This window comes from Saccharopolyspora hordei (assembly GCF_013410345.1).
GTDB classification, from domain to species: Bacteria; Actinomycetota; Actinomycetes; order Mycobacteriales; family Pseudonocardiaceae; genus Saccharopolyspora; species Saccharopolyspora hordei.
This window is the reverse complement of the sequence record NZ_JACCFJ010000001.1, coordinates 2,134,985-2,158,509: the sequence shown is the minus strand read 5'-3', so window position 1 is coordinate 2,158,509 and position 23,525 is coordinate 2,134,985. Positions and strand designations below refer to the sequence as shown.

Genomic DNA, 23,525 nt, shown 5'->3' with positions numbered 1-23,525 from the left:
AGCGTTCGGTCACGCGAGGTGCCCACCCCGTCGTGCGAGCTGACGCTGACGATGACGGACGCCTGACCGCGTTCCGCCACCCGTCGGAGCCGACGACACGGGTCTGCTCCTCGGCAGGAGCGGTTGCCGGCGGGGCCGGACCCGCTCGCGCACGAGGTCGACCTGCCTGCTGGCGCGCAGCGCGTGGTCACATGTCCAGGCCGAGGTCCAGGGCCGGGGAGGAGTGGGTGAGACCGCCGACCGCCAGGTACTGGACACCGGTCTCCGCGTAGGCCCGGGCCACGTCGAGGGTCAGGCCGCCCGAGGCCTCCAGCTCCGTGCCCGGGGAGACCGCGCGGACGCGGCGGACCGCCTCCGCGCACTGCTCCGGGGTGAAGTTGTCCAGCAGCACCAGGGACACGTCCTCGGCCAGCACCGCGTCGAGTTCGTCCAACGTGGACACCTCGACCTCCATCGGCAGGTCCGGGGCGTGCGCCCGGCAGGCGCGCACCGCGGCCACCACCGAGCCCGCCGCGACCACGTGGTTGTCCTTGATCAGCACCGCGTCGCCCAGGCCCATCCGGTGGTTGACGCCGCCACCGCAGCGCACCGCGTACTTCTGCAGGCTGCGCAGGCCCGGCAGGGTCTTGCGGCTGTCCCGCACCCGGCAGCCGGTGCCCGCCACCGCCTCGACCCACGCCGCGGTGGTGGTGGCGATGCCGGACAGGTGGCACAGCAGGTTCAGCGCGGTGCGCTCGGCCGTGAGCAGGCCGCGGACCGGCGCCTTGACCCGCAGCACGGTGTCACCGGCCGCCAGCGCGTCACCGTCGGCGCGCTCGGCCAGCACGGCGTAGCCGTCCGCGCCGACGACCTCGTCGAGCACCAGGCGCACCACCGGCAGGCCCGCGAGCACCCCGGCCCGCCGGGTGGCGAACGCCGCTTCGGCGACCGCGTCGGCCGGGACCGTCGCCTCGGTGGTCGCGTCCGGCCCGTACCGCAGGTCCTCGGCCAGCGCGGTGCGCACCACCTCGCGGGCCTGGTCGATGTCGATCGTCATGCCGCGCTCCTCGTGATCCCGGCGGTGGTGTGGATGAGCCAGCCCGACGCGTCCAGCCGGAACACCGTGCTGCGCCGCCAGCGCAGGTCGTCGGTGTCCGGGAAGTCGGTGCGCCGGTGGCAGCCGCGCGACTCGGCGCGCTGCCGGGCCGCGGCGAGCAGTGCCCGCGCGACCAGCAGCAGCGAGGCGTCCTCCACCGCCCGCCGGGTCCGCAGCGGGCGGACGACCGCCGCACCGTCCAGGACCCTGGTGGCCTCGGCGAGCCCTTCCTCGCAGCGTCCGATGCCCGCGTGGCGGCTCATGGTGGTCTGCAGCAGCTCGCGGTCGACGACGGCCAGCGCGGGCGGGACCACCTCGCCGACCCCTCGGCGGGTCAGCCGTCCGCAGCCCAGGTCCTTGGCCGCGGCCTCGGCCGCGCGCGCCCCGACCACGAGGCCCTCCAGCAAGCTGTTGGAGGCCAACCGGTTCGCGCCGTGCAGCCCGGTGCAGGCCACCTCGCCCGCCGCGTAGAGACCGGTCACCGCCGTGCGTCCGTCCACATCGGACATCACGCCGCCGCAGGAGTAGTGCGCGGCGCTGGCCACCGGGATCGGGTCGCGCACCGGGTCGATCCCGGCCGCCCGGCAGGCCGCGTGCACCGTCGGGAACCGGTCGGCGAACGTCGCGCCGATGCCCGTCGCGTCCAGGAAGACGTGCTCCGCACCGGTTTCCGCGGCACGGCGGGTGATCGCCGCCGACACCACGTCCCGCGGCGCGAGGTCCTCCAGCGGGTGCTCGCCGGCCATGACGCGCCGGCCGTGCACGTCGACCAGCACCGCGCCCTCGCCGCGCACCGCCTCGGTGATGAGCGGGCGGCGGCCGCGCGGGCCGCCCGGCGTGTAGAGCACCGTCGGGTGGAACTGCACGAACTCCAGGTCCGCCACCGTCGCCCCGGCCCGCAGCGCCAGCGCCACACCGTCCGCAGTGGACACCTCGGGGTTCGTGGTGGCGGCGTAGAGCTGCCCGAGCCCGCCCGCGGCCAGCAGCACCGCGGGCGCGTGCAGCACGCCCGGCCGGTCCGCCGGGTCCAGCGCGAGCGCCCCGGCGACCGCGCCGTCCTCGCCGCGCAGCAGCTCGACCACGCAGTGCCGCTCCAGCACCGGGATCCCGCCGTCCCGCACCGCCTCGGCCAGCGCGCGCTGGACCTCCGCACCGGTGGCGTCCCCGCCCGCGTGGATCACGCGGAACGCGCTGTGCCCGCCCTCGCGGGTCCGCGCCAGCGCCCCGTCGGCCCCCACGTCGAACCGGGCACCGGCCGCGCGCAGCCGCTCGATCGCCGCCGCACCGCCGGCCAGGACCTCGCGCACCGCCGTGCGCGAGCACAGCCCGGCCCCCGCGGCGAGGGTGTCCTGGACGTGCTGCTCCAGGCTGTCCTCCGGGTCGCGCTCGTCGGGCCGGACCACGGCGATGCCACCCTGCGCCCAGCCTGTGTTGCCCGCCGACACCGTGTCCTTGCTGACCACCAGCACCCGCAGGCCCAGCTCGCGGGCCCGCAGCGCGGCGGTCATGCCCGCCACACCGGTGCCCACGACGAGCAGGTCCGCGCCCGCCTCCCAGCTCATTCGCCGCCGCCGGGCGCGCCGATGGCGATCATCCGCTCGACCGAGGCCCGTGCGCGCTCGGCGACGTCGGCGGGCACGTCGACCTCGTCGGCGCCCTCGCGCAGGCAGCGCAGCAGCGCCGCCGGGGTGATCATCTTCATGTACCGGCAGGAGGCCCGGTCGTTGACCGCGCGGAAGTCGATCTCCGGCGCGGCCTTGCGCAGCTGGTGCAGCATCCCGACCTCGGTGGCGACCAGCACCGACCGCGCGCCCGTGGAGCGCGCCGCGGTCAGCATGTCGCCGGTGGACAGGATCTTCACCCGCTCCTCCGCGACGGTGCCCTCCCCCGCCAGGTACAGCGCCGAGGTCGCGCAGCCGCACTCCGGGTGGATGAACAGGTCCGCGTCCGGGTCCGCCGCCGCCCGCTCGGCGAGCTCCGGCCCGTTGATGCCCGCGTGCACGTGGCACTCCCCGGCCCAGACGTGCAGGTTCTCCCGGCCGGTCTCCCGCTTGACGTGCGCGCCGAGGAACTGGTCCGGGCAGAACAGCACGTCGCGGTCGGCCGGGACGGAGCGCACCACGTCGACCGCGTTGGAGGAGGTGCAGCAGACGTCGGTCTCGGCCTTCACCTCGGCGGTGGTGTTGACGTAGGACACCACGACCGGCGGCGTGCCGGTGCGTTCGGCGAACTCCGCCTTCCAGGCGCGCAGCTGCTCGGCGGTGATCGAGTCGGCCAGCGAGCAGCCCGCGCGGGCGTCCGGGATGAGCACCGTCTTGTCCGGGCTGAGGATCTTGGCGGTCTCGGCCATGAAGTGCACACCGCAGAAGACGATGGTGCTCGCGGTGCTGCTGGCCGCGATGCGGCTCAGCGCGAGCGAGTCCCCGGTGTGGTCGGCGACGTCCTGGATCTCGGGCAGCTGGTAGTTGTGCGCCAGCAGCACGGCGTCCCGCTCCTCGGCCAGCGCGCGGACCTCGCGGGCCCACTCGGCGTCGGCCCGCACGCCCGTGTAGCCGGCGTCGGTCCGCTCCCACGTGGCGGTGACGGCCATGTCGTCCTCCTCGCCGGATCCCCCGGTGGCCGGGAGGCCCGTTCGCACCCCGGACACGCGCTCCGAGGTTTTCGCCTTATAATCGAAAACGTGCCTCATCCTAACACCGCCGAGCGCCCGCACGACTGCGACGCCGGTCACGAAGTGCTCGCCGGGGTGCTGCGGGTGCGCGACGACCAGCTCCAGGTGATGCTCTGGCAGCGCGCGCGGGAACCGCACGTGCACCGCTGGGCGCTGCCGGGCGGGCGGCTGGCCGCCACCGAGGACGTGGAGACCTCGATCCGCCGCCAGCTCGCCGAGAAGGTCGACGTGCACAAGCTGTCGCACGTCGAGCAGCTGTCGGTCTTCAGCGCCCCGGACCGGGTGCCCGACCGCCGCGTGGTGGCCACCGCCTTCCTCGGCCTGGTGCCCTCCGACGTCGACCCCGAGGTCCCCGCCGACACCCGCTGGCACCCGGTCGACGACCTGCCGCCGACCGCCTTCGACCACCACGAGATCGTGCTCGCCGCGCGGGACCGGCTGCGCGCCAAGCTCTCCTACACCAACATCGGCTTCGCGCTGGCACCCTCCGAGTTCACCGTCTCCGAGCTGCGCGGCATCTACTCCGCCGCGCTCGGCTACCAGGTCGCGGCGACGAACCTCCAGCGCGTCCTCACCCGCCGCGGCGCGCTGGAACCCACCGGCCGCACCGTCCCCGCGGGCCCCTCGGGCGGCCGACCGCCGGCGCTGTTCCGCTTCACCAGCCGGGACCTGCAGGTCACCGACCCGTTCGCCGTGTTCCGCCCACCGAGCTGACCTTCTCGCGAGGCCGGCGCGCGGGACGGCAAGTAGGTTGGGGGCGTGTTGGACGTCCTACCGCTGTTCCCGCTCGGGTCGGTGCTGCTGCCCGGCGGCCACCTGCCGCTGCACGTCTTCGAACCGCGCTACCGGCAGCTGGTGGAGGACCTCGTCGGCGAAGCCGTGCCGGACCGCCGCTTCGGGGTGGTCGCCATCAAGCAGGGCTGGGAGGTCGGCGAGGACAACGTGGACTCGATGTACGACGTCGGGTGCTCCGCCGTGCTGGACACCGTCCGCCAGCTGCCCGGCGGGCGCTACGACGTCAGCGCCACCGGCGAGCGCCGGTTCCGGCTGCTGCAGATCGACCGCAGCACCGCGCCGTACCTCGTCGCGAACGTGCAGTGGCTGCCGGACACCGAGCCCGAGCGGGACTCGCCGGCCCGCCGCGAGCACCTGACCACCGCGGCCCGCGCGGCGCACGAGCGCTACCACGCCACCGGCCTGCGCGGCGGCCGCCGCGAGGCGCCGGGCGCCGACGTCGACCTCGCGGACCTGTCCTACCTGCTCGCCGACGACTGCGTGCTCACCGTGGAGGACCGGCAGGACCTGCTGGCCGAGACCGACCCGCTGGCCCGGCTGCGCCTCGTCCGCCGGTTGCTGCTGCGGGAAGCGGAGTTCCTCCGCGAGCTGCGCGCCGTGCCCGCGCCGCTGACCGAGTTCGCCCAACCCACCAGCACCAACTGACGTTCCGGTTCCGGCCGACCGCGGCCGGGGGGCTGGTTAGGATCACCGCATGTCCTCACCCGGTGGTCCTTGGGGTCCTCACCAGCACGGTCAGCAGTACGACCCGTTGACCGGTCAACCGCTGGGCGGTGCGCCGAGCCAGCCGTCCGGCACGCAGTACCAGGGCTTCGGCGCGTTCACCCAGCCGCCGCAGCCACCCCAGTACCCGGGCGTGGTCAGCGGGTTCCCCGGCCCGCAGCCGCCGAAGAAGAGCCGCGGGCCGCTGGTCGCCGCGATCGCGCTCGGCGCGGTGGCCGTGATCGGCCTCGTCACCACCGTCGTCGTGCTCGCCACCAGCGGCCGGGACGAGGCGGGGCCGCCCCCGCCGCAGCCCACCACGCGGAGCACCCCCACGTCGACCGCGACCTCGACCGCGCCCACGACGGCGGCCAACGCCGACCTGACGCCGGTGGTGCCGGGCTGGCAGGTGGTGCGGGTGCCCAAGCGCACCGCGCTCTACGACGTGCCGATGGACTGGGAGCTCGACCCCGACCCGGAGAACATCCACGCCTTCGGCCCGCCGGACGACCCGGTGACCATGACCGGGGTGGCCGACTACCAGGTCGGCTTCTGCCCCGGCGACCCGCGCAGCTACCGGGCGACCGCGGGGGCGACCGCCCGGCGCGGGCCCGACGACACCACGGTGGCCACCGAGACGCTGGCCAAGTTCATCGAGCTGGCCTACACGCGCAACGACGTCCCCCCGGTGGTCGAGACCGGCGCGCCCGAGAACATCTCGCTCCCCGGCGGCATCCCCGCGGTCCGGGTGACCGCGCGCGTGACGCTGCCGAACCCGGGACCGTGCGACTCGCCGTCGGTGCTGGCCAGCGTGCTCGCCACGAACAGCGACGGGGCGAGCTCGGTGGTCCTCCTCGCCGCCGCCGACCAGGAGGTGGAAGGCGCGTTCAGCGCGGAGGACCTCGACAAGCTGACCCGGTCCTTCCGCGCGGACGGCTGACCGGCTCAGGCCCGGCGGCGGCCCAGGTCGTCGAGGCCGTTCCAGGAGGCGGCGAGGCCGTAGCCGAGGGCCACCGCCAGCGGTTGCACCAGCAGCACCCACCACGTGCTGATCTCCGGGGCCACCGTGACCAGATCGCCCAGCTGCGGGTCCGTGGGCACCGGGTACAGCTCGGCGGCGAACGAGGCGCCGGTCCGCACGCCGATCCAGGACGCCAGCAGCGCGCCCAGCACGCCCGCGACCAGCAGCACCGGGCCACGGCGGCGGCGCACCCACCACAGCGCCGAGGACGTCAGCAGGCCGGTGCCGAACGACAGCAGGGAGAAGATCGCGATCGCGTCGAAGGCGTGGTAGCTCTCCACCAGCAGCGGGGTCAGCGAACCGTTCGGGCCGAGCACGCTCTGCTGCGGCGGCGCCAGCCGGGACCACAGCCAGCCCAGCGGCAGCCCGAGCAGCGCGACCAGCGACACCGCGCTCACCGCGGGCAGCAGGTCGGCCTTGACCACCACGCGCGGCACCGGGGCCGCCGCGGCGTGCGGGACCAGCAGGTGCTCCACCCCGGCCCCCACCCGTTCCGGGGCAGCACGAGTGCCGCAGGACTCCCCGCCGGGTGCTTGGGCGCTGTCCGCCACCCGCCGACCTCCTCGTGGCGCCTGACCGCAGTCCCGGGCTGCGGTTCCTCCGGGTACCCGACCACGGTTCCAGCGGGACCCGCGATCTCGCAACGGCGACCGGCCGCTCCGGTCACCCTAGCGGTCTCCCGCACACTGCCCGCATCACCCGACGACGGGGTGCGCAGCGCACATCATCTATTCTGCGCGAGCCCCCATGTCAGCTACGCCGAAGGACGCGTGAAGTGGCGGGAATCCTGCCGAGCCTCCTGTTGACCGGACCGAGCCCGATCGACGAACCGCGGCGGGACTCAGCCGTCCGCCTGCCGCTGCGCAGCACCGTCGCCGAGCTGCTGCTGTGCGCCGTGGTCGCCGCGGTGGTGAGCCTGCTGCTGCAGTTCGCGGCCGCGCGTCTGAGCATCAGCGAACCCAGCTACGCGCCCGAGGCGCTCGCCTCCGTGGGCAGCGGCGTGGTGCTGGCCGCGCTGTTCCTGCTGCTGGCCGTCGGGCACCGCCGCTCGCCACGCTGGCTGCAGGTGCTCGGGACCTGGGTGTCGCTGAGCGCGTTCAGCACGATCGCGCTGGCCGTTCCGCTGCAGGCCACCCGGTACTACTACGGCGGGTCCTCTGTGGACAACGGCTTCCGCATGCAGTACATGACGCGGATGGCCAGCACGCCCGGCCTGGCCGACATGAACTACGTCGACACCCCGCCCTACTACCCGGGCGGCTGGTTCTGGCTCGGCGGGCGGTTCGCGAACCTCATCGGCTGGGAGGGCTGGGCCGCGTACAAGCCGTACGCGCTGACCTGGGTGGCGGTCACCACCGTCGTGGCGTTCACGCTGTGGAGCGTCGTGCTGCGCCGCCGCATCGCGCTGCTGGCCGCGATCGCCACCGCGCTGGCCGGGATGCTGCACGGCGTCGAGGAGCCCTACGCCTGGCCGTCGGCGGCGTGGCTGGCCCCGGTGGCGGTGCTGACCTGGCACGCGCTGCGGCGACCGGAGGCCCCGCGGTGGACGCTGGTGTGCATCGGGGTCTACGTCGGCTTCGCCTCCATCACCTACACCCTGCACTTCGGCTTCGCGGTGCTGATGGTGCTGACCATGGCGGTCCTCATCGGCGCCTTCCGGGTGCACAAGGGCAGCGCGTGGTGGCCGACGGTGCGGCAGCTGTTCCTGCGGCTGCTGCCGATCGGGATCGTCAGCCTGGTCATCGCGCTGCTGGTCTGGCTGCCCTACCTGCTGGGCACCAGCTTCCTGCTGGACAACCCGCGCAGCGCGGCGCAGCACTACCTGCCGGAGGACGGCGCCTTCCTGCCGGTGCCGATGATGCAGGGCACCGCGTTCGGCGTGCTGTGCCTGGCGGGCCTGGTGTGGCTGCTGGCGCGCTGCCGGCGCAGCGAGGTCGCGGCGGCGATGCTCACCATCGTCATCGCGGTCTACTGCTGGTTCGTGCTCTCCACGCTGGCGCTGGTCGCCAAGACCACGCTGCTGGCCTTCCGGCTCAACGTCATCCTCGACGTCACGCTCGCGGTGGCCGGGGTGTTCGGCCTGCTGGAGCTGGTGGGGTACGCGCGGCGCGTGCTGGACCGGCGGTACGCGCTGCAGATCAGCATGGTCGCCTGCGCGCTCGGGATGCTCGGCGCGATCACGATCAACCAGGGCGCGATCGGCCTCGCCCTGGCGGACTCGGTCGAGACCGCCTACGAGGACTACTACCCCACCGGCGACAACGCGAAGGGCCACCGCGACCCGGAGGAGCCCGGGGCGTGGCTCGACGACGAGATCCGCGCGGTCGCCGAGCTGACCGGCCGCGCCCCGGAGCAGAACCTGCTGCTGAGCACCGACTACAAGCTGATGTCCTTCAAGCCCTACTGGGGCTTCCAGCAGGAGACGCCGCACTACGCCAACCCGCTCGCCGACTACGACGAGCGCGCCGCCGAGATCCACCGGTGGGCCGGCGCGAAGACCAGCGACGAACTGCTCGGCATGCTCCGCGACAGCGCGTTCCGCACGCCGAACGTGTTCATCCTGACCAACCCGGCCAGCCCGTACGCGGACGTGGAACTGCCCCCGGGCCAGGAGGCCAAGCTGGTGCTGCAGCTCAAGGCCGACGCCTTCCCGCAGCTGCCGAACGTCCGCGACTACGACGTCCACTTCGACCCCGCGGTCTTCGACTCCCCCCGCTTCGTCAAGCGCGACGTCGGCCCCTACACGATCATCGCCCTCCGCTGACCGCGGTCCCGAACCCGCGCCGGGTCCCGGTCCCGGGGTGACGTCGGGACACGATCGCCACCGGGTCGGGCGTGGTGGGGCCGCGTTCCCCGGTCGTTGTTGCTGTACTTGGTCCACGGAGCACGCGGCCGAGCGGGGATGCGATGAGTCTGCAGCAGCTGTACGTGGTGCTGCTCGTCAGCGGCCTCGTGGTCCTCACCGGGGCGATGGCCGCGCTGCTCGCCTCCCGGCTCGGGCTCCCCAGCCTGCTGCTGTACCTCGCGCTCGGCGTGGTGCTCGGCGAGGACGTGCTCGGCATCGAGTTCCACGACGCGCAGCTCGCGCAGAACCTGGGCACGGCGGCGCTCGCGGTCATCCTCGTCGAGGGCGGGCTGACCACCCGGTGGACCGACATCAGACGGGTCATCGTGCCCGCCGGGGTGCTCGCCACCGTGGGCGTCGGGGCCAGCGTGGTCATCACGGCCCTGGGCGCGCACCTGCTGCTCGGCATCGACTGGCAGGTGTCGCTGCTGCTCGGCGCGATCGTGTCGTCCACCGACGCGGCGGCGGTGTTCTCCGTGCTGCGGGTGCTGCCGCTGCCGCGCCGGCTCGCCGGGCTGCTGGAGGCCGAGTCGGGGTTCAACGACGCCCCGACGGTGATCTTCGTGCTGCTGTTCAGCACCGTCCCGCTGGAACCCTCGCCGCTGGAGATCACGGGGAACCTGGTCTACCAGCTGGTCATCGGCGGGATCATGGGGTTGCTCATCGGCTGGACCGGCGCGCAGGTGCTGCCGCGGCTGGCGCTGCCCGCCTCGGGGCTGTACCCGGTGGCGACGTTCGGGCTCGGCCTCGTCGCCTTCGCCGCCGGCGGGGCCGCGCAGGCCAGCGGGTTCCTGGCGGCCTACCTGGCGGGCGTGGTGCTGGCCAACACCGGGCGGCTGCCGCACCGCGCGGCGACCCGCTCCTTCGCCGAGGGCCTCGGCTGGCTCGCGCAGATCGGGCTGTTCGTGCTGCTCGGCCTGCTGGTCACGCCGAGCGAGCTGCCCGCCCTGGTGCTGCCCGCGCTGGTCGTCGGCCTGGTGCTGCTGCTGGTGGCCCGCCCGCTGTCGGTCGTGGTGTCGCTGCTGCCCTTCCGCGTCCCGTGGCGGGAACAGGTGTTCCTGTCCTGGGCCGGGTTGCGCGGCGCGGTGCCGATCGTGCTGGCGACCTACCCGATCGTGCAGGGCGTGCCGGGCAGCGAGCGGGTGCTGGACATCGTGTTCGTGCTGGTCGTGGTCTTCACCCTGGTGCAGGGCCCCGGCCTGCGCCCGCTGGCCCGGCTGCTGGGCATCATCCCCCGCGAGGTCACCCGGGAGCTCCAGGTCGAGTCGGTGCCGCTCAACGTCGTCGGCGCCGAGCTGCTGACCATGACCGTGCCGCCGGGGTCGCGGCTGCACCACACGACCGTCGTCGAGCTGCGGTTGCCCGAGCCCTCGGTGATCCCGCTGATCGTGCGGGGCGGCCGCGCCTTCGTCCCGCTGCCGGACACCTACCTGGAGATGGGCGACGAGCTGCTCGTCGTCACCACGCTGGAGCACCGGGCCGCCGCGGAGCGCCGGCTGCGCGCGGTCAGCCGGCGGGGCAAGCTCGCGCACTGGTTCGGCGAACGCGGCGACCCGGAGTGAGCGCTCAGCTCCCGTGCGGGTGGACCGGCAGGGCGCGCAGGCCGCGGATCAGGGTGCTGAAGCGCCACTGCACCTCGTCCAGCGGCGCCGCCGGGCTGAGGTGCGGGAACCGCTCGACGAGCCCGCGCAGCGCGACCTGCGCCTCCAGGCGGGCCAGCTGCGCGCCGAGGCAGAAGTGGATGCCGTGGCCGAAGGCGAGGTGCCCGTGCGCGTCGCGGGTGATGTCGAACCGGTCCGGCTCCGGGAACTGCTCCGGGTCGCGGTTGGCCGCCGCCAGCCCGACCCACACGACCTGCCCGGCGGGGATGACCTGGTCGCCGACCGGCAGCGGCTCGGTGGTGAAGCGGAAGGTCCCGTGCGTCACCGGCCCGTCGAAGCGCAGCATCTCCTCCACCGCCCCGGCCACCAGGTCCGGGTCCTCCCGCAGGGCCGCCCACTGCTCGGGGTGGCGCAGCAGGTGCAGCACCCCGTTGCCGATGAGGTTGACGGTGGTCTCGTGCCCGGCCACCAGCAGCAGGAACACCATCGAGACGAGTTCCTGGTCGCTGAGCCGGTCCTCGTCCTCGGTGGCGTGGATCAGCGCGGTGAGCAGGTCGTCGCCGGGGTGGGTGCGCTTGTCCGCGATGAGCTCGACGAGGTACTGGGCCATCGCCACGACCGCCTTGCCCGCCGCGTCGCGGTCGGCGTCCACCAGGTCGTTGGTCCAGGCCCGGAACTCGTCCCGGCGCTCCTGGTCCACGCCGACCAGCTCGGAGATCACCTGGATCGGCAGCGGGAACGCGAAGGCGTCCAGCAGGTCCACTTCGGAACGCTCGGCCATCCCGTCGAGCAGCCGCGCGGTGATCTCCTCGACCCGCGGGCGCAGGGCCTCCACCCGGCGGCTGGTGAACGCCTTGACCACGAGCTTGCGCAGCCGGGTGTGCTCCGGCGGGTCCGTGTTGAGCATGTGCGCGGCCAACGAGTCGTCGAACGCCCGGCGGTCGGAGTCCGGCGGCAGGTTCGCGTTGATCACCTCGCGGATCCGCGCGCCCTCCTTGCTCAGCCGGGGATCGGCCAGCGCGGCGCGGGCGTCGGCGTACCGGGTGATGACCCAGACCGGCAGGCCGTTCTGGGTGCGCATGCGCTGGACCGGCGTGGTGCCGCGGATCTCGGCGTACCGCGCGTGCAGGTCGTTGACGAACTCGGCGTCGAAGACGGGCTCTTCGGTGCGCGCCTCGGTGGTGGACATCGGTTTCCTTCGCACTCGGCAGTGGTGACCGCTCCTCCCAGTGAACCCCGTTCACGGCCGCGTGTCACCCGGACCTGAGAACCGCCTCAGCCTGGCCGGTACGTCGTCGCCACCACGCGAGCGAGCGCGGGCGCTCCCCCAGCCACCGGGGAGCGCCCACCGGATCACACCGACTCGAAGCAGCCCGCCCCGAGCAGGCCCTTGAGCTCGCCCTGCAGGCCGTTCTCGGTGGAGACGAAGTAGTCGCTGGACAGCGCCAGGCGGGTCACCCCGCGCGGGCTCTGCAGCTTGACGTGCACCGGGGTGGTCCCCGCGTGCGCCTGCAGGGTGCGCTTGAGCTCCTGCACCAGCGACTGGTCCACCCGGCTCACCGGCACCTTGATCACGAACGCCGGGTCGGTGCCCGGGTCCGTCTCCGCCGCGGAGATGTCCACCGGCACCGCGTCGGAGGCGAAGACGCTGATGGTGCCCTCGCGCTCGTTGACGCGGCCCTTGACCGCCAGCGCGGTGTCCTCGACCAGGCAGTCGGCGAACATCTCGTAGGCCTTGGGGAAGAACAGCACCTCGACGCTGGCGTCCAGGTCCTCCAGCGTGACGATGGCCCACGGGTGGCCGTTCTTGTTGATGCGGCGCTGGATGCCGGAGATCATCCCGGCGATCTTGATCTGGTCCTTGCCCGCGCCGACCTCCCGCTCCCCGCCGACCAGCTCGGCGATGCTGGTGTCCTGGTAGGGCGCCAGCAGGCGCTCGGCGCCGTCGAGCGGGTGCGCCGAGACGTACAGGCCCAGCATCTCCCGCTCGTAGGACAGCAGCTGCTTGCGCGGCCACTCCTCCGGGCTGAAGGTCAGGTGCGCCAGCGGCGAGGACTCCGCGCTGTCGGCCGAGTCGTCGGCGCCGAACAGGTCGAACTGGCCCATCGCCTGCTGCCGCTTGAGGCCGATGACCGCTTCCACCGCGCTCTCGTGGTGCTGCACCAGCGACATGCGGGTGTGCCCGAGCGAGTCGAAGGCGCCGGCCTTGATCAGCGACTCGATGACCCGCTTGTTGCAGACCAGGATCTCGGACTTGTCCAGGAAGTCGGTGAAGGACGTGTAGCGGCCCTTCTCCTCGCGGGTCTTGACGATCGAGGCCACCACGTTCGACCCGACGTTGCGGATCGCGCTCATGCCGAAGCGGATGTCCGAGCCGACCGCGGCGAAGGTGTCCTTGGAGTCGTTGACGTCCGGCGAGAGCACCTTGACGCCCATCCGGCGGCACTCGGCCAGGTAGACCGCCATCTTGTCCTTGTTGTCGCCGTTGGAGGTCAACAGGGCGGCCATGTACTCGGCCGGGTAGTTCGCCTTCAGGTAGGCCGTCCAGTACGCCACGAGGGCGTAACCCGCCGCGTGCGACTTGTTGAACGCGTAGCCGGCGAAGGGCAGCACCGTGGCCCACAGCTTCTCGATGGCCTCGTTGGAGAAGCCCTGCGCGAGCATCCCGTCCCGGAAGCCCTCGAACTCCTGGTCCAGCACCTCCTTCTTCTTCTTGCCCATCGCGCGGCGCAGGATGTCCGCTCGACCGAGGCTGTAGCCGGCCACCTTCTGCGCGATCGCCATGATCTGCTCTTGGTAGACGATCAGACCGTAGGTCTCGGCCAGGATGTCCTTGAGCGGCTCGTCCAGCTCCGGGTGGATCGGCTCGACCGGCTTCTTGCCGTTCTTGCGGTCGGCGTAGTCGTTGTGCGCGTTGACCTCCATCGGGCCCGGCCGGTACAGCGCGTTGCAGGCCACGATGTCGGCGAACTCGGTGGGCTGCATGCGCTTGAGCAGTTCGCGCATGCCGCCACCTTCGAGCTGGAACACGCCCAGGCTCTCCCCGCGGGCCAGCAGCTCGTAGGTGGCCTTGTCGTCCAGCGCGAGGTTGGACAGGTCGATCTCGCGGCCGTGGTTCTCCTTCACCATCCGCAGCGCGTCACCGAGGATGGTGAGGTTCGACAGCCCCAGGAAGTCCATCTTCAGCAGGCCGATGGCCTCGCAGGACGGGTAGTCCCAGCCGGTGATGATCGAGCCGTCCTCGCGGGCCCACAGCGGCACCGTGCCCATCAGCGGCTGCGAGGACAGGATCACCGCGCACGCGTGGACGCCCGCGTTGCGGATCAGCCCCTCGAGCCCGCGCGCGGTGTCGAAGATCTGCGACACCGTCGGGTCGTTCTCGATGAGGCTGCGCACCTCGGCCGCCTCGGCGTAGCGCTCGTGCTGCGGGTCCACGATCCCCGACAGCGGGATGTCCTTGGCCGCGATCGGCGGCGGCAGCGCCTTGGAGATCTTGTCCGCGATGGCGAACCCGGGCTGGCCGTGGTGCACCCGCGCCGCGTCCTTGATCGCCGCCTTCGTCTTGATCTTGCCGAAGGTGATGACCTGCGCGACCTTGTCCCGCCCGTACTTGTTGATCGCGTACTGCAGCACCTCGTCGCGGCGGCGGTCGTCGAAGTCGAGGTCGATGTCCGGCGGCGAGTTGCGCTCCGGGTTGAGGAACCGCTCGAAGATCAGGCCGTGCTCCAGCGGGTCCAGGTTCGTGATGTGCAGGATGTAGGCCAGCAGCGACCCCGCCGCCGAACCACGGCCCGGGCCCACGTGGATGCCCTGCGACTTCGCCCACCGCGTCAGGTCGCCGACCACCAGGAAGTACGCGCAGTACCCCTTGGTGTCCAGCACGTCCAGCTCGACCTGGATCCGCTTGCGGCACTCGTCGGTCGGCCCGTCCGGGTAGCGCGTCGGCAGGTACCGCTCGATCTCCTCCGCCAGCAGCTCCCGCTCCGACCGGCCGCTGCCGTCGGCCACCCGCGGCATCCGGTCCTGGAACTTCCAGACGTCTTCGTAGGACTCCACCATCTCCGCGACGCGCAGCGTGTTGTCCGCCGCCCCCGGGACCTCGGAGTCCCAGTACTCGCGCATCTCCTCCGCGGACTTCAGGTAGTAGCCGTCGCCGTCGAACTTGAAGCGCGACTCGTCGCTGAGCGTCTTGCCCGACTGCACGCACAGCAGCGCGCCGTGCGACTCCGCCTGGTCGACCGTCACGTAGTGGCTGTCGTTGGTGGCCAGCGGCGGGATGTCGAGCTTCTTGGCGATCTCCAGCAGGCCCTCGCGCACCGACCGCTCGATCGGCAGCCCGTGGTCCATCAGCTCCAGGAAGAAGTTCTCCTTGCCGAAGATCTCCTGGTACTCCGCGGCGGCGCGCAGCGCCTCGTCGAACTGCCGCAGCCGCAACCGGGTCTGCACCTCGCCGGACGGGCAGCCCGTGGTGGCGATGATGCCCTCGGCGTGCTCGGCGATGAGTTCCTTGTCCATGCGCGGCTTGCGGTAGTAGCCCTCGAAGCTCGCGCGGCTGGACAGCGTGAACAGGTTCCGCAGGCCGGTGGCGTTGCGGGCCAGCATCGTCATGTGCGTGTACGCACCGGCACCGGAGACGTCGCCGCCCTCACCGAACTCGTCGGTGCCGCGCTGCTTGGCCTCACCCCAGAACACCGGCTTCTTGTGGAACCGGCTGCCCGGCGCCAGGTAGGCCTCGATGCCGATGATCGGCTTGATGCCGGTCTTCTTGGCCTGCTGGTAGAACTCGTCGGCACCGAACATGTTGCCGTGGTCGGTCATCCCCACCGCCGGCATGCCCAAGCGCTCCGCCTCGGCGAACAGCGCTCCCACCTTCGCCGCACCGTCGAGCATCGAGTACTCGGTGTGCACGTGCAGGTGGACGAAGGGGTCGACGGGCACGGGGAGTCCTCCTCCTTCGCGACGGCTGTTCGGGGGAGTTGTCAGCCTAACGCGCGCACGCCGTGTGACCATCGATTCCCCCGGCGTTGCGCGAGCTTTCCGCCGGGAGGTGTGGTGGGCGGCGCGCGCCGGTCGCGGGCCGGGCCGAAACCCCGTGCCGTTGACGCGTGGCGTCCCCGGAGCGGGTAGCGTGGCACGACGTGGCTGGCCCTGATCCCGTGGACGTGCGACTGCTGAGCGTCGTCGCCGAGATGGGCCGTGCGGCGGTCCCCGAGATCGCCGGTCGGCTCGGCATGGACGTGCGCGACGTCGCCGCGCGCCTCGCTGCCCTGTCCACCACCGGTCTCCCGCTCATCGTCGGCGTCGAGTGCGACCCGCAGGGCATCCGCAACGCGGTCGCCGCCGCGCAGCAGTGGGCCGCGCAGCACAACCTCGCGAGCGGCCCCTACCCGGTCTCCGGTCCGCCCAGCGGCGGGCACCAGGTGCCCTCCGGCCCGCACCCGCAGCCCACGGGCGGCTATCCCACGCCGTCCGGCGGCTACCCCGCGCCCCACTACGGTGCGCCGAGCGGCCCGCAGCAGTTCACGCCGGTGCCGCCGCCGACCTCGTTCGGGCCGCCGCAGCCCGCCCCGCAGGACCCGATGGGCACCTGGGGCCCGCCCGGGTCGGCCGCGTGGGCGCGCGGCGACCAGCAACCGCAGTCGGGCCCGCAGCCGCCGGTGCGCACCGGCAAGGTCGGCAGCAAGCTCGACGTGGAGGGACCGGAGGGCGAGCGGCTCACGATCCTGCTGGTCGAGGTGGTCGACCCGGCGGACTTCCTGTTCACCGCGGCCGGGTACGAGCTCGAGGAGGGCGAGCGCGCGGTGGTGGTGCACACCGAGCTGACCAACCGCGGCCAGACGCCGTTCACCTCCCTGCCCGACCTGTACCTGGAGCTGATCACCAAGGACGGGTCGGCGGTGTCGAAGTCGCCGATCTCGCTGTCCTCCCGTCCACCGCACCGCATCGGCGTGCCCCCGGGCGAGACGGCGGGCGGCCACACGGTGTACGTGCTCCCGGAGTCCACCGAGCTCACCGCGGTCCGGTGGACACCACGGCCCGGCGACACCCAGCGCACCCTCCTCTGGGACATCACCGACCTGTAGTCCCCCGCCGCGCCCGAGTACGTCTGTCCCGGTGATCCGCTGGCGTGTGGCCTTGCGGTTCCGATCGCGGTGTGGGCTGCTGTTCCCATGACCTCGCAGGAGGGCGGTCGCACCACCGTCGGTGTCCCGCGCGAACCAGCGCCGGGCGAGCGCCGGGTCGCGCTCGTCCCCGGCGTCGTCGCCCGGCTGTGCGCGCAGGGCCTCGACGTGGTCGTCGAACCCGGGGCCGGGCAGGCCGCGCTCATCCCCGACGAGGCGTTCACCGAGGCCGGCGCCCGGCTCGGCGACCCGTGGCCGGCCGACGTGGTGGTCAAGGTCCGCCCGCCCAGCCGGTCCGAGACCGCCCGGTTGTCCCGCGGCTCGACGCTGATCGGCTTCCTCGACCCGCTGACCGACCCGGACCTGGCGGAGCGGCTGCGCCAGGCCGGGGTGACCGCGTTCGCCCTGGAGTCGGTGCCGCGCATCTCCCGTGCCCAGTCCATGGACGCGCTGTCCTCCCAGGCCACCGTGGCCGGGTACCGCGCCGTGCTGCTCGCCGCCGGCGAGTGCACCCGGTTCTTCCCGATGCTCACCACCGCGGCGGGCACCGTGAAGCCCGCGTCGGTGCTGGTGCTCGGCGTCGGCGTGGCCGGGCTGCAGGCGCTGGCCACGGCCAAGCGGCTCGGCGCCCGCACCACCGGCTACGACGTGCGGCCCGAGGTCGCCGAGCAGGTGCGCTCGGTCGGGGCGACGTGGCTGGACCTGGGCGTCTCGGCGGTCGGCGAGGGCGGCTACGCGCGGGAGCTCACCGAGGACGAACGCGCCGAGCAGACCCGGCGCCTCGGCGAGGCGATCAGCGGGTTCGACGTGGTGATCACCACCGCGCTGGTCCCGGGACGCCCGGCGCCGCGGCTGGTGCCCGCCGAGGCGGTGCGCCGGATGCGGCCGGGCAGCGTCGTCGTCGACCTGGCCGGGTCGGCGGGCGGCAACTGCGAGCTGAGCCGGCCCGGCAGCACCGTGGTGGAGCACGGGGTCACCATCGCCGCCCCGCTCAACCTCCCGGCGACCATGCCGGAGCACGCCAGCGAGCTCTTCGCCCGCAACGTGCTGGCGCTGCTGGAGCTGGTGCTGGTCGACGGCCGGCCCGCCCCCGACTTCACCGACGAGGTGCTGGCCGCCGCCTGCATCGCCCGACCGGACCACGTCGGGGGCCACCGATGACCGGTCGCGCGTGGCCACCGCCCGACCCGCCCAGGGAGGAGGTGCGATGTTCCTGGCCGATCTGGCGATCCTCGTGCTGGCCGGCTTCGTCGGCTTCGCGGTGATCTCCAAGGTGCCGAACACCCTGCACACCCCGCTGATGTCCGGCACCAACGCCATCCACGGCATCGTGCTGCTCGGCGGCGTGCTGGTGCTGGGGTCCGGTGTGGACGACCTCGGCTCGCAGCTGCTGGCGCTGGTGGCGATCGTCTTCGGCACCATCAACGTGGTCGGTGGGTTCCTGGTCACCGACCGGATGCTGGGCATGTTCAAGCGCAAGCCGGAGCCCGCGCGGAAGGACACCGACACGTGATCACGCTGCGGTCGGTCCTCTACATCCTGGCGTTCGCCCTGTTCATCTACGGCCTGATGGGCCTGACCGGGCCGCGGACCGCGGCGCGCGGCAACGCGATCGCGGCGGCCGGCATGGTGGTCGCGGTGGTCGCCACGCTGCTCACCCCCGGCCTGGGCAACTGGGGGCTGATCGCGCTCGGGCTGGTGGTCGGCACGGTGATCGGCGTCCCGGCCGCGCGGCGGGTGAAGATGACCGCGATGCCCCAGATGGTGGCGCTGTTCAACGGCGTCGGCGGCGGGGCGGTGGCGCTCACCGCCTGGGTCGAGTTCCGGGAGGACCCGGGGTTCCTGGGCGAACCGGCGTTCGTGCCGATCGCCACGCTGTTCGCCGCGATCATCGGCTCGATCTCGTTCTGGGGTTCGCTGGTCGCGTTCGGCAAGCTGCAGGAGCTCGTGCCCGGTCGTCCGATCACGCTCGGCCGCCTGCAGCTGCCGCTCAACGTGCTGCTGCTGGCCGCGGCCGTGGGGTGCGCCGTGGTGGTGGGGCTGGGCAGCGAGGCCGAGCCGCTGCTGGTGGCGGTGCTGGTGCTGGCGGGGCTGGCCGGGATCGCGGTGGTGCTGCCGATCGGCGGCGCCGACATGCCGGTGGTGGTGTCGCTGCTCAACGCGTTCACCGGGCTGTCCGCGGCGGCGGCCGGGCTCGCGCTGGGCAACACGGCGATGATCGTCGCCGGGATGCTGGTCGGCGCCTCCGGTTCGATCCTGACCGACCAGATGGCCAAGGCGATGAACCGCTCGATCCCGTCCATCGTCGCGGGCGGCTTCGGCGGGGCGACCGCGCCCGCCCCGACCGCCCACGGCGGGTCGGTGCGGTCGACCAGCGCGTCCGACGTGGCCATCCAGCTCGCCTACGCCGAGCGCGTGATCGTGGTGCCCGGCTACGGCATGGCGGTCGCCCAGGCCCAGCACGCGGTGCAGGACATGGCGAAGCTGCTGGTCGACCGGGGTGTCGACGTGTCCTACGCGATCCACCCGGTGGCGGGCCGGATGCCCGGCCACATGAACGTGCTGCTCGCCGAGGCGGACGTGCCGTACGAGCAGCTCAAGGAGATGGACGAGATCAACGACGAGTTCGCCCGCGCCGACGTCGCGCTGGTGATCGGCGCCAACGACGTCACCAACCCGGCGGCCCGCACCGACCCGGGCTCGCCGATCTACGGGATGCCGATCCTCAACGTCGACCAGGCGAAGACGGTGATCGTGCTGAAGCGGTCGATGAGCACCGGCTTCGCCGGCGTCGACAACCCCCTCCACGCGGACCAGAAGACGTCGATGCTCTTCGGCGACGCCAAGACCTCGGTCCGCGAGGTCCTCGAAGAACTCAAAGCCCTCTGACCCCCACGCCCGCGCCGTTCCCGCGGTGGGACGAGGTGCAGGGGTCGTGCACCGTGCCTCCGGCACGTGCGCCGCACACCGCTCGGTGCCGTCCGCACCTCCCGTGGGGGTCGCGGACCTGGTTCCCACTGGAGCCGCGGACGACGGTGCTCAGCGGTCCTTGCGGCGGAAGAGGTTGAGCGGGTTGCTGCGCTTGGGGCGCTCCGGCTTGTTCCGGCTGCGGTACTCCAGCTTCGGCCAGTCCCCCGCGTCGCCCTCCGGGCTCGAGGGTTCCGGCGCACCGAGGACCGACGGCGCCGCCGGGCCCACGTCCTCAGCGTTGATCAAGTCCCCGAGGCTGCTGAACTGCGAGGCGTCCACGTCCTCGGGGTCGATCGCCTGCATGCCGGTGGGCGGTGTGGGTGCGTCCGAGCCCCCGAACGGTCTCGACTCTGCCATGGCCGACCCCTTCGTCACCTAGCTCACTCCCCGCCACGGTACCGGGATCAGCCGTCGTGGTCCCGGAGCTGGTCGAGCGCGTGCTGCAGGTCGTCCGGGTACTCGCTCTCGAAGGTCACCCAGCCGCCGGCCGGGTGCTCGAAGGACAAGCTCCGGGCGTGCAGCCACTGCCGGGTGATGCCGAGCTTCCGCGCGAGGACGGGGTCGGCACCGTAGGTCAGGTCCCCGACGCACGGGTGCTTGATCGCCGAGAAGTGCACCCGGATCTGGTGCGTGCGACCGGTCTCCAGCTTCACGTCCACCAACGAGGCGGCCCGGAAGGCCTCCACCGTCTCGTAGTGCGTGATGCTCGGCTTGCCGCCGGTGACCACCGCGAACTTGTAGTCGTGCCGCGGGTGCCGGTCGATCGGCGCGTCGATCGTGCCGCGGATCGGGTCGGGGTGCCCCTGCACCACCGCGTGGTAGCGCTTGTCCACGGTGCGCTCCTTGAACGCCCGCTTGAGCACCGAGTAGGCGTGCTCGCTCTTGGCCACCACCATCACCCCGGTGGTGCCCGCGTCGAGCCGGTGCACGACACCCTGCCGCTCGGCGGCGCCGGAGGTGGCGATGCGCACGCCGGCCGCGGCCAGGCCGCCGACCACGGTCGGGCCCTCCCAGCCCGGGCTCGGGTGCACCGCGACGCCGATCGGCTTGTCCACCACCACGATGTCGTCGTCCTGGTGCAGGATCTTCAGCCCCTCCACGGGCACGGCGACGACCTGCGGCGGCTGCTGCGCCGGGGGCAGCGTCACCTCCAGCCACGCCCCGGCCACCAGCCGGTCGGACTTGCCCGCGGGGTTGCCGTCGAGCAGCACGTCGCCGGACTCGGCCAGCGTGGCCACCGCGTTGCGGGACAGGCCCAGGAGCTTCGACAGGCCCGCGTCGACTCGCATGCCGTCGAGCCCCTCGGGCACCGGCAAGTTCCGAAGATCGCTCACGACTCGCTCTCCGCCGCCTTCTTCTTCCGGTGCACCGTGCCGTCGTAGTCGCGCCCCAGCAGCGACAGCAGCACGACCAGCACCCCACCGACCACGATGCAGCTGTCGGCGATGTTGAACACGGGCCACACCGCGCCGCCGGGGGCGAGCACGGACAGGAAGTCCACCACGTGGCCCTGCAGCGGGCCGGGTGCGCGGAAGAGGCGGTCGGCGAGGTTGCCGCACGCACCGCCGAGCACCAGGCCGAGGCCGACCGCCCAGCCCGGGGAGCGCAGCTTCGGCGCCAGCCAGACGATCACGCCGACCACCGCGATGGCGAGCAGCGCCAGCAGCCAGGTCATCCCGGTGGCCAGCGAGAAGGCGGCACCCGGGTTGCGCAGCACGTCGAGGTAGAGCAGTCCGCCGAGGACCTCGACCGGCGGCTCGCCCTCCAGCTCGGCCACCACGACGACCTTGGTGAGGACGTCGAGCCCCAGCGCGACCGCGGCCACCCCGAACAGCAGCGCCAGGAGCTTCCGAGGCGCGCGGGAGGACCCGTCGGCCGCAGGCGTCCCGGCGGTGTCGGCCGGGGTCTCGGGCGCCTGCTCGGCGGGCTCCCCGTGGTCGGCCGGCTCCGCGGATGACTGCCTGGGGGAGGACTGCTCGCTGCTCACTCCCCCATTGTCCCTGACCGGCACCGACCGGGTTCCAGCAGTCCCGCCCCGCGCGGTGCCCTCCACCACACCCCGGTCCACGGGCCGCGCCCGGCAGGCCCCGGGACCACCCCCTCAGCCCCACGTCACCCACGCGTGGACCGGTGGCGCGGGAACCGGGCGTCCGATTTCCCGTGACGCCGCGTGCCCGGGGGCTGCCTCAGCGCAGGAAGTCCGGCAGCGGGCGGGGGTCGTCGACGGGGACCCACCGGCCGTCCACCTGCTCGTAGCGCCAGGCCGGACCCTCGGCGACCAACGTCCGCAGCGCGCTGACCAGGCGGTCGACGTGCTCGGCCGTGGTGCCCAGGCCGATGCTGGCGCGCAGCGCGCGCTCGGCGCCCGACCCCGCTCGGGACAGCAGCCGCCGGGTGGCCAGGTGCGCGCAGAACAGCCCGTCGCGGACGCCGATGCCGTGCTCGGCCGACAGCGCGGCGGCGAGCAGCCCGGGGTCCTGGCCGTCGACGGTGAAGCTCACCACGCCGACCCGCTCGTGGTCGGCGTCGAACAGGCAGAGCTCCCGCAGCCCCGGCACACCGCGCAGCCCCGCCCGCAGCCGGCGCAGCAGCGCCTCCTCGTGCGCGACGACGTCCGCCCACCGCGCCCCGAGTGTCCGGCAGGCCTCGGCCAGCGCGTGCACGCCGACCGTGTTCGGCGACCCGGCCTCGTGCCGCTCCGGACCGGTGGTCCAGCTCACCGCGCGCTCGGTGACCCGCCGCGTGGCACCGCCACCGGCCAGGTGGGGCTCCGCGGCGTTGAGCCAGTCCGCGCGCCCGACCAGCGCGCCCGCGCCGAACGGCGCGTACAGCTTGTGGCCGGAGAGCGCGACGTGGTCGACGTCGAGCTCGGTCATCCGCACCGGGCGGTGCGGGGCCAGCTGCGCGGCGTCGAGCACCGTCCGCGCCCCGTGGCGGCGCGCCACGCGGGCGAGCTCGGCGACCGGCCACAGCTCACCGGTGACGTTCGAGGCGCCGCTGATCACCGCCAGCCGCGGCCCCTCCGGGCACTCGGCCAGCGCGGCGTCCAGCGCGGCGACGGCGTCGGCCGGGCTCGCCGGAGCCGCGATCCGCCGCACCCGCGGGCCGCTCCAGGGCAGCAGCGCGGCGTGGTGCTCGGTCTCCGGGACGACCACGGACGTGCCGCGAGGCAGGGCCCGGGCCAGCAGGTTCAGCGCGTCGGTGGTGTTCCGGGTGAAGACCACCGAATCGGTGCGGCGGGCGCCGACGAAGTCGCGCAGCACCTGCCGCGCGCCCTCGTACACCCGGGTGCACACCTGCGAGGCGAGGCCGGCGCCGCGGTGCACGCTGGCGTACCACGGCAGCAGCTCGTCGACGGCCTCGCGGACGCTGTCCAGGCACGGCGCGCTGGCCGCGTGGTCGAGGTTGGCGTACTCGGTGCTCCCACCGGTGACCAGCGGGACCCGCAACGCGCGCCCCGCCACCGCGGGCACCGGGACGTCGGCAGTGGACTGAGTCGGGATGTCGGCAGTGGCAGACGTCATGAGCCCCTCCCAGGGCCTCATCGGACCCGCCCAGAGGGGTCCGCGCTTGCCGGGTCGCCCTGCGCGACCGGCCAGGTCCTCACCCGGGGCACCCCACCGCGGTCGGGGGTTGCCGGCCAGCGAGCCGGGGCTTCGCGCTGGCACTCATGACCTTCGCGCACAGATCTTGGGGGAGGCGCCCGCCCAGCGGCAACGCCGT

The 23,525-nt window shown here is 73.2% G+C and carries 19 protein-coding genes and 1 riboswitch; of the genes, 9 read left to right on the top strand and 10 right to left on the bottom strand.

The annotated features are described in order from the left end of the window. Nucleotides 1-187: 187 nt before the first annotated feature. Genes nadC through nadA form a run of 3 tightly spaced genes read right to left on the bottom strand, consistent with a single transcriptional unit; the run spans nt 188 to nt 3,665 of the window. Entirely contained in the window at nt 188-1,036 is an 849-nt protein-coding gene (gene nadC / locus HNR68_RS10100; RefSeq protein ID WP_179719814.1) for a carboxylating nicotinate-nucleotide diphosphorylase, read from the bottom strand. Further along, nucleotides 1,033-2,637, bottom strand: coding sequence for an L-aspartate oxidase (locus HNR68_RS10095; protein WP_179719812.1), 1,605 nt, complete (start codon nt 2,635-2,637; stop codon nt 1,033-1,035). Before HNR68_RS10095 ends, nadC begins: the two co-directional genes overlap by 4 nt. Further along, the gene (gene nadA / locus HNR68_RS10090; protein WP_179719810.1) at nt 2,634-3,665 is read right to left on the bottom strand and encodes a quinolinate synthase NadA; all 1,032 of its coding nucleotides are present in this window, start codon (nt 3,663-3,665) and stop codon (nt 2,634-2,636) included. The genes HNR68_RS10095 and nadA overlap by 4 nt, the downstream gene beginning before the upstream one ends. A 144-nt stretch (nt 3,666-3,809) precedes the next feature. On the opposite strand from nadA, the gene HNR68_RS10085 reads away from it, so the two are divergent. From HNR68_RS10085 to HNR68_RS10075, 3 genes are read left to right on the top strand one after another with little or no spacing between them, the layout of a single operon-like run. Then, on the top strand, nt 3,810-4,460 hold the full coding sequence (locus HNR68_RS10085) for an NUDIX domain-containing protein (RefSeq protein WP_179724870.1): 651 nt from the start codon (nt 3,810-3,812) through the stop codon (nt 4,458-4,460). A 48-nt stretch (nt 4,461-4,508) separates the two neighbouring features. Then, nucleotides 4,509-5,186, top strand: a complete 678-nt coding sequence (locus HNR68_RS10080) for an LON peptidase substrate-binding domain-containing protein (RefSeq protein WP_179724868.1) — start codon at nt 4,509-4,511, stop codon at nt 5,184-5,186. Nucleotides 5,187-5,235: 49 nt separating this feature from the next. Further along, nucleotides 5,236-6,183, top strand: coding sequence for a DUF8017 domain-containing protein (locus tag HNR68_RS10075; protein WP_179719808.1), 948 nt, complete (start codon nt 5,236-5,238; stop codon nt 6,181-6,183). Between the two features lie 5 nt (nt 6,184-6,188). Here the strand turns inward: HNR68_RS10075 and HNR68_RS10070 are convergent, their stop codons facing one another. Then, the gene (locus HNR68_RS10070; RefSeq protein WP_179719805.1) at nt 6,189-6,815 is read right to left on the bottom strand and encodes a DUF2567 domain-containing protein; all 627 of its coding nucleotides are present in this window, start codon (nt 6,813-6,815) and stop codon (nt 6,189-6,191) included. A gap of 224 nt (nt 6,816-7,039) precedes the next feature. Here HNR68_RS10070 and HNR68_RS10065 point away from each other — a divergent pair, with 224 nt between their 5' ends. Both HNR68_RS10065 and HNR68_RS10060 read left to right on the top strand, forming a co-directional pair. Further along, nucleotides 7,040-9,028, top strand: coding sequence for an arabinofuranosyltransferase (locus HNR68_RS10065; RefSeq protein WP_343050044.1), 1,989 nt, complete (start codon nt 7,040-7,042; stop codon nt 9,026-9,028). Nucleotides 9,029-9,171: 143 nt separating this feature from the next. Then, on the top strand, nt 9,172-10,671 hold the full coding sequence (locus HNR68_RS10060) for a potassium/proton antiporter (RefSeq protein WP_179719803.1): 1,500 nt from the start codon (nt 9,172-9,174) through the stop codon (nt 10,669-10,671). A gap of 4 nt (nt 10,672-10,675) precedes the next feature. On the opposite strand, the gene HNR68_RS10055 is transcribed toward HNR68_RS10060, so the two are convergent. Both HNR68_RS10055 and dnaE read right to left on the bottom strand, forming a co-directional pair. Continuing rightward, nucleotides 10,676-11,899, bottom strand: coding sequence for a cytochrome P450 family protein (locus tag HNR68_RS10055; protein WP_179719801.1), 1,224 nt, complete (start codon nt 11,897-11,899; stop codon nt 10,676-10,678). Between the two features lie 164 nt (nt 11,900-12,063). Then, entirely contained in the window at nt 12,064-15,648 is a 3,585-nt protein-coding gene (gene dnaE, locus HNR68_RS10050) for a DNA polymerase III subunit alpha (protein WP_179719799.1), read from the bottom strand. Nucleotides 15,649-15,848: 200 nt separating this feature from the next. Here dnaE and HNR68_RS10045 point away from each other — a divergent pair, with 200 nt between their 5' ends. The 4 genes from HNR68_RS10045 (at nt 15,849) to HNR68_RS10030 (ending at nt 19,721) form a co-directional block, all read left to right on the top strand. Further along, on the top strand, nt 15,849-16,793 hold the full coding sequence (locus tag HNR68_RS10045; protein ID WP_179719797.1) for an AsnC family protein: 945 nt from the start codon (nt 15,849-15,851) through the stop codon (nt 16,791-16,793). Between the two features lie 87 nt (nt 16,794-16,880). Next, nucleotides 16,881-17,993 (top strand): Re/Si-specific NAD(P)(+) transhydrogenase subunit alpha, encoded by a 1,113-nt coding sequence (locus HNR68_RS10040; protein WP_179719795.1) that lies wholly within the window; start codon nt 16,881-16,883, stop codon nt 17,991-17,993. A 46-nt stretch (nt 17,994-18,039) separates the two neighbouring features. Further along, the gene (locus HNR68_RS10035) at nt 18,040-18,345 is read left to right on the top strand and encodes an NAD(P) transhydrogenase subunit alpha part 2 (RefSeq protein ID WP_179719793.1); all 306 of its coding nucleotides are present in this window, start codon (nt 18,040-18,042) and stop codon (nt 18,343-18,345) included. Next, a complete protein-coding gene (locus HNR68_RS10030; RefSeq protein WP_179719791.1) occupies nt 18,342-19,721 on the top strand; it encodes an NAD(P)(+) transhydrogenase (Re/Si-specific) subunit beta in 1,380 nt (459 codons plus the stop codon). Before HNR68_RS10035 ends, HNR68_RS10030 begins: the two co-directional genes overlap by 4 nt. Nucleotides 19,722-19,871: 150 nt before the next feature. Here HNR68_RS10030 and HNR68_RS10025 read toward each other — a convergent pair whose 3' ends face one another. The 4 genes from HNR68_RS10025 to HNR68_RS10010 form a co-directional block, all read right to left on the bottom strand. Continuing rightward, a complete protein-coding gene (locus tag HNR68_RS10025) occupies nt 19,872-20,159 on the bottom strand; it encodes a hypothetical protein (protein WP_179719789.1) in 288 nt (95 codons plus the stop codon). Nucleotides 20,160-20,206: 47 nt separating this feature from the next. Beyond that, on the bottom strand, nt 20,207-21,091 hold the full coding sequence (locus tag HNR68_RS10020; RefSeq protein ID WP_179724864.1) for an RluA family pseudouridine synthase: 885 nt from the start codon (nt 21,089-21,091) through the stop codon (nt 20,207-20,209). A gap of 41 nt (nt 21,092-21,132) precedes the next feature. Then, entirely contained in the window at nt 21,133-21,789 is a 657-nt protein-coding gene (lspA, locus tag HNR68_RS10015) for a signal peptidase II (protein WP_179719787.1), read from the bottom strand. 199 nt (nt 21,790-21,988) lie between these two features. Next, on the bottom strand, nt 21,989-23,326 hold the full coding sequence (locus HNR68_RS10010) for an aminotransferase class V-fold PLP-dependent enzyme (RefSeq protein WP_179719785.1): 1,338 nt from the start codon (nt 23,324-23,326) through the stop codon (nt 21,989-21,991). A gap of 37 nt (nt 23,327-23,363) precedes the next feature. Next, nucleotides 23,364-23,478, bottom strand: a riboswitch (SAM riboswitch). Between the last annotated feature and the right edge of the window lie 47 nt (nt 23,479-23,525).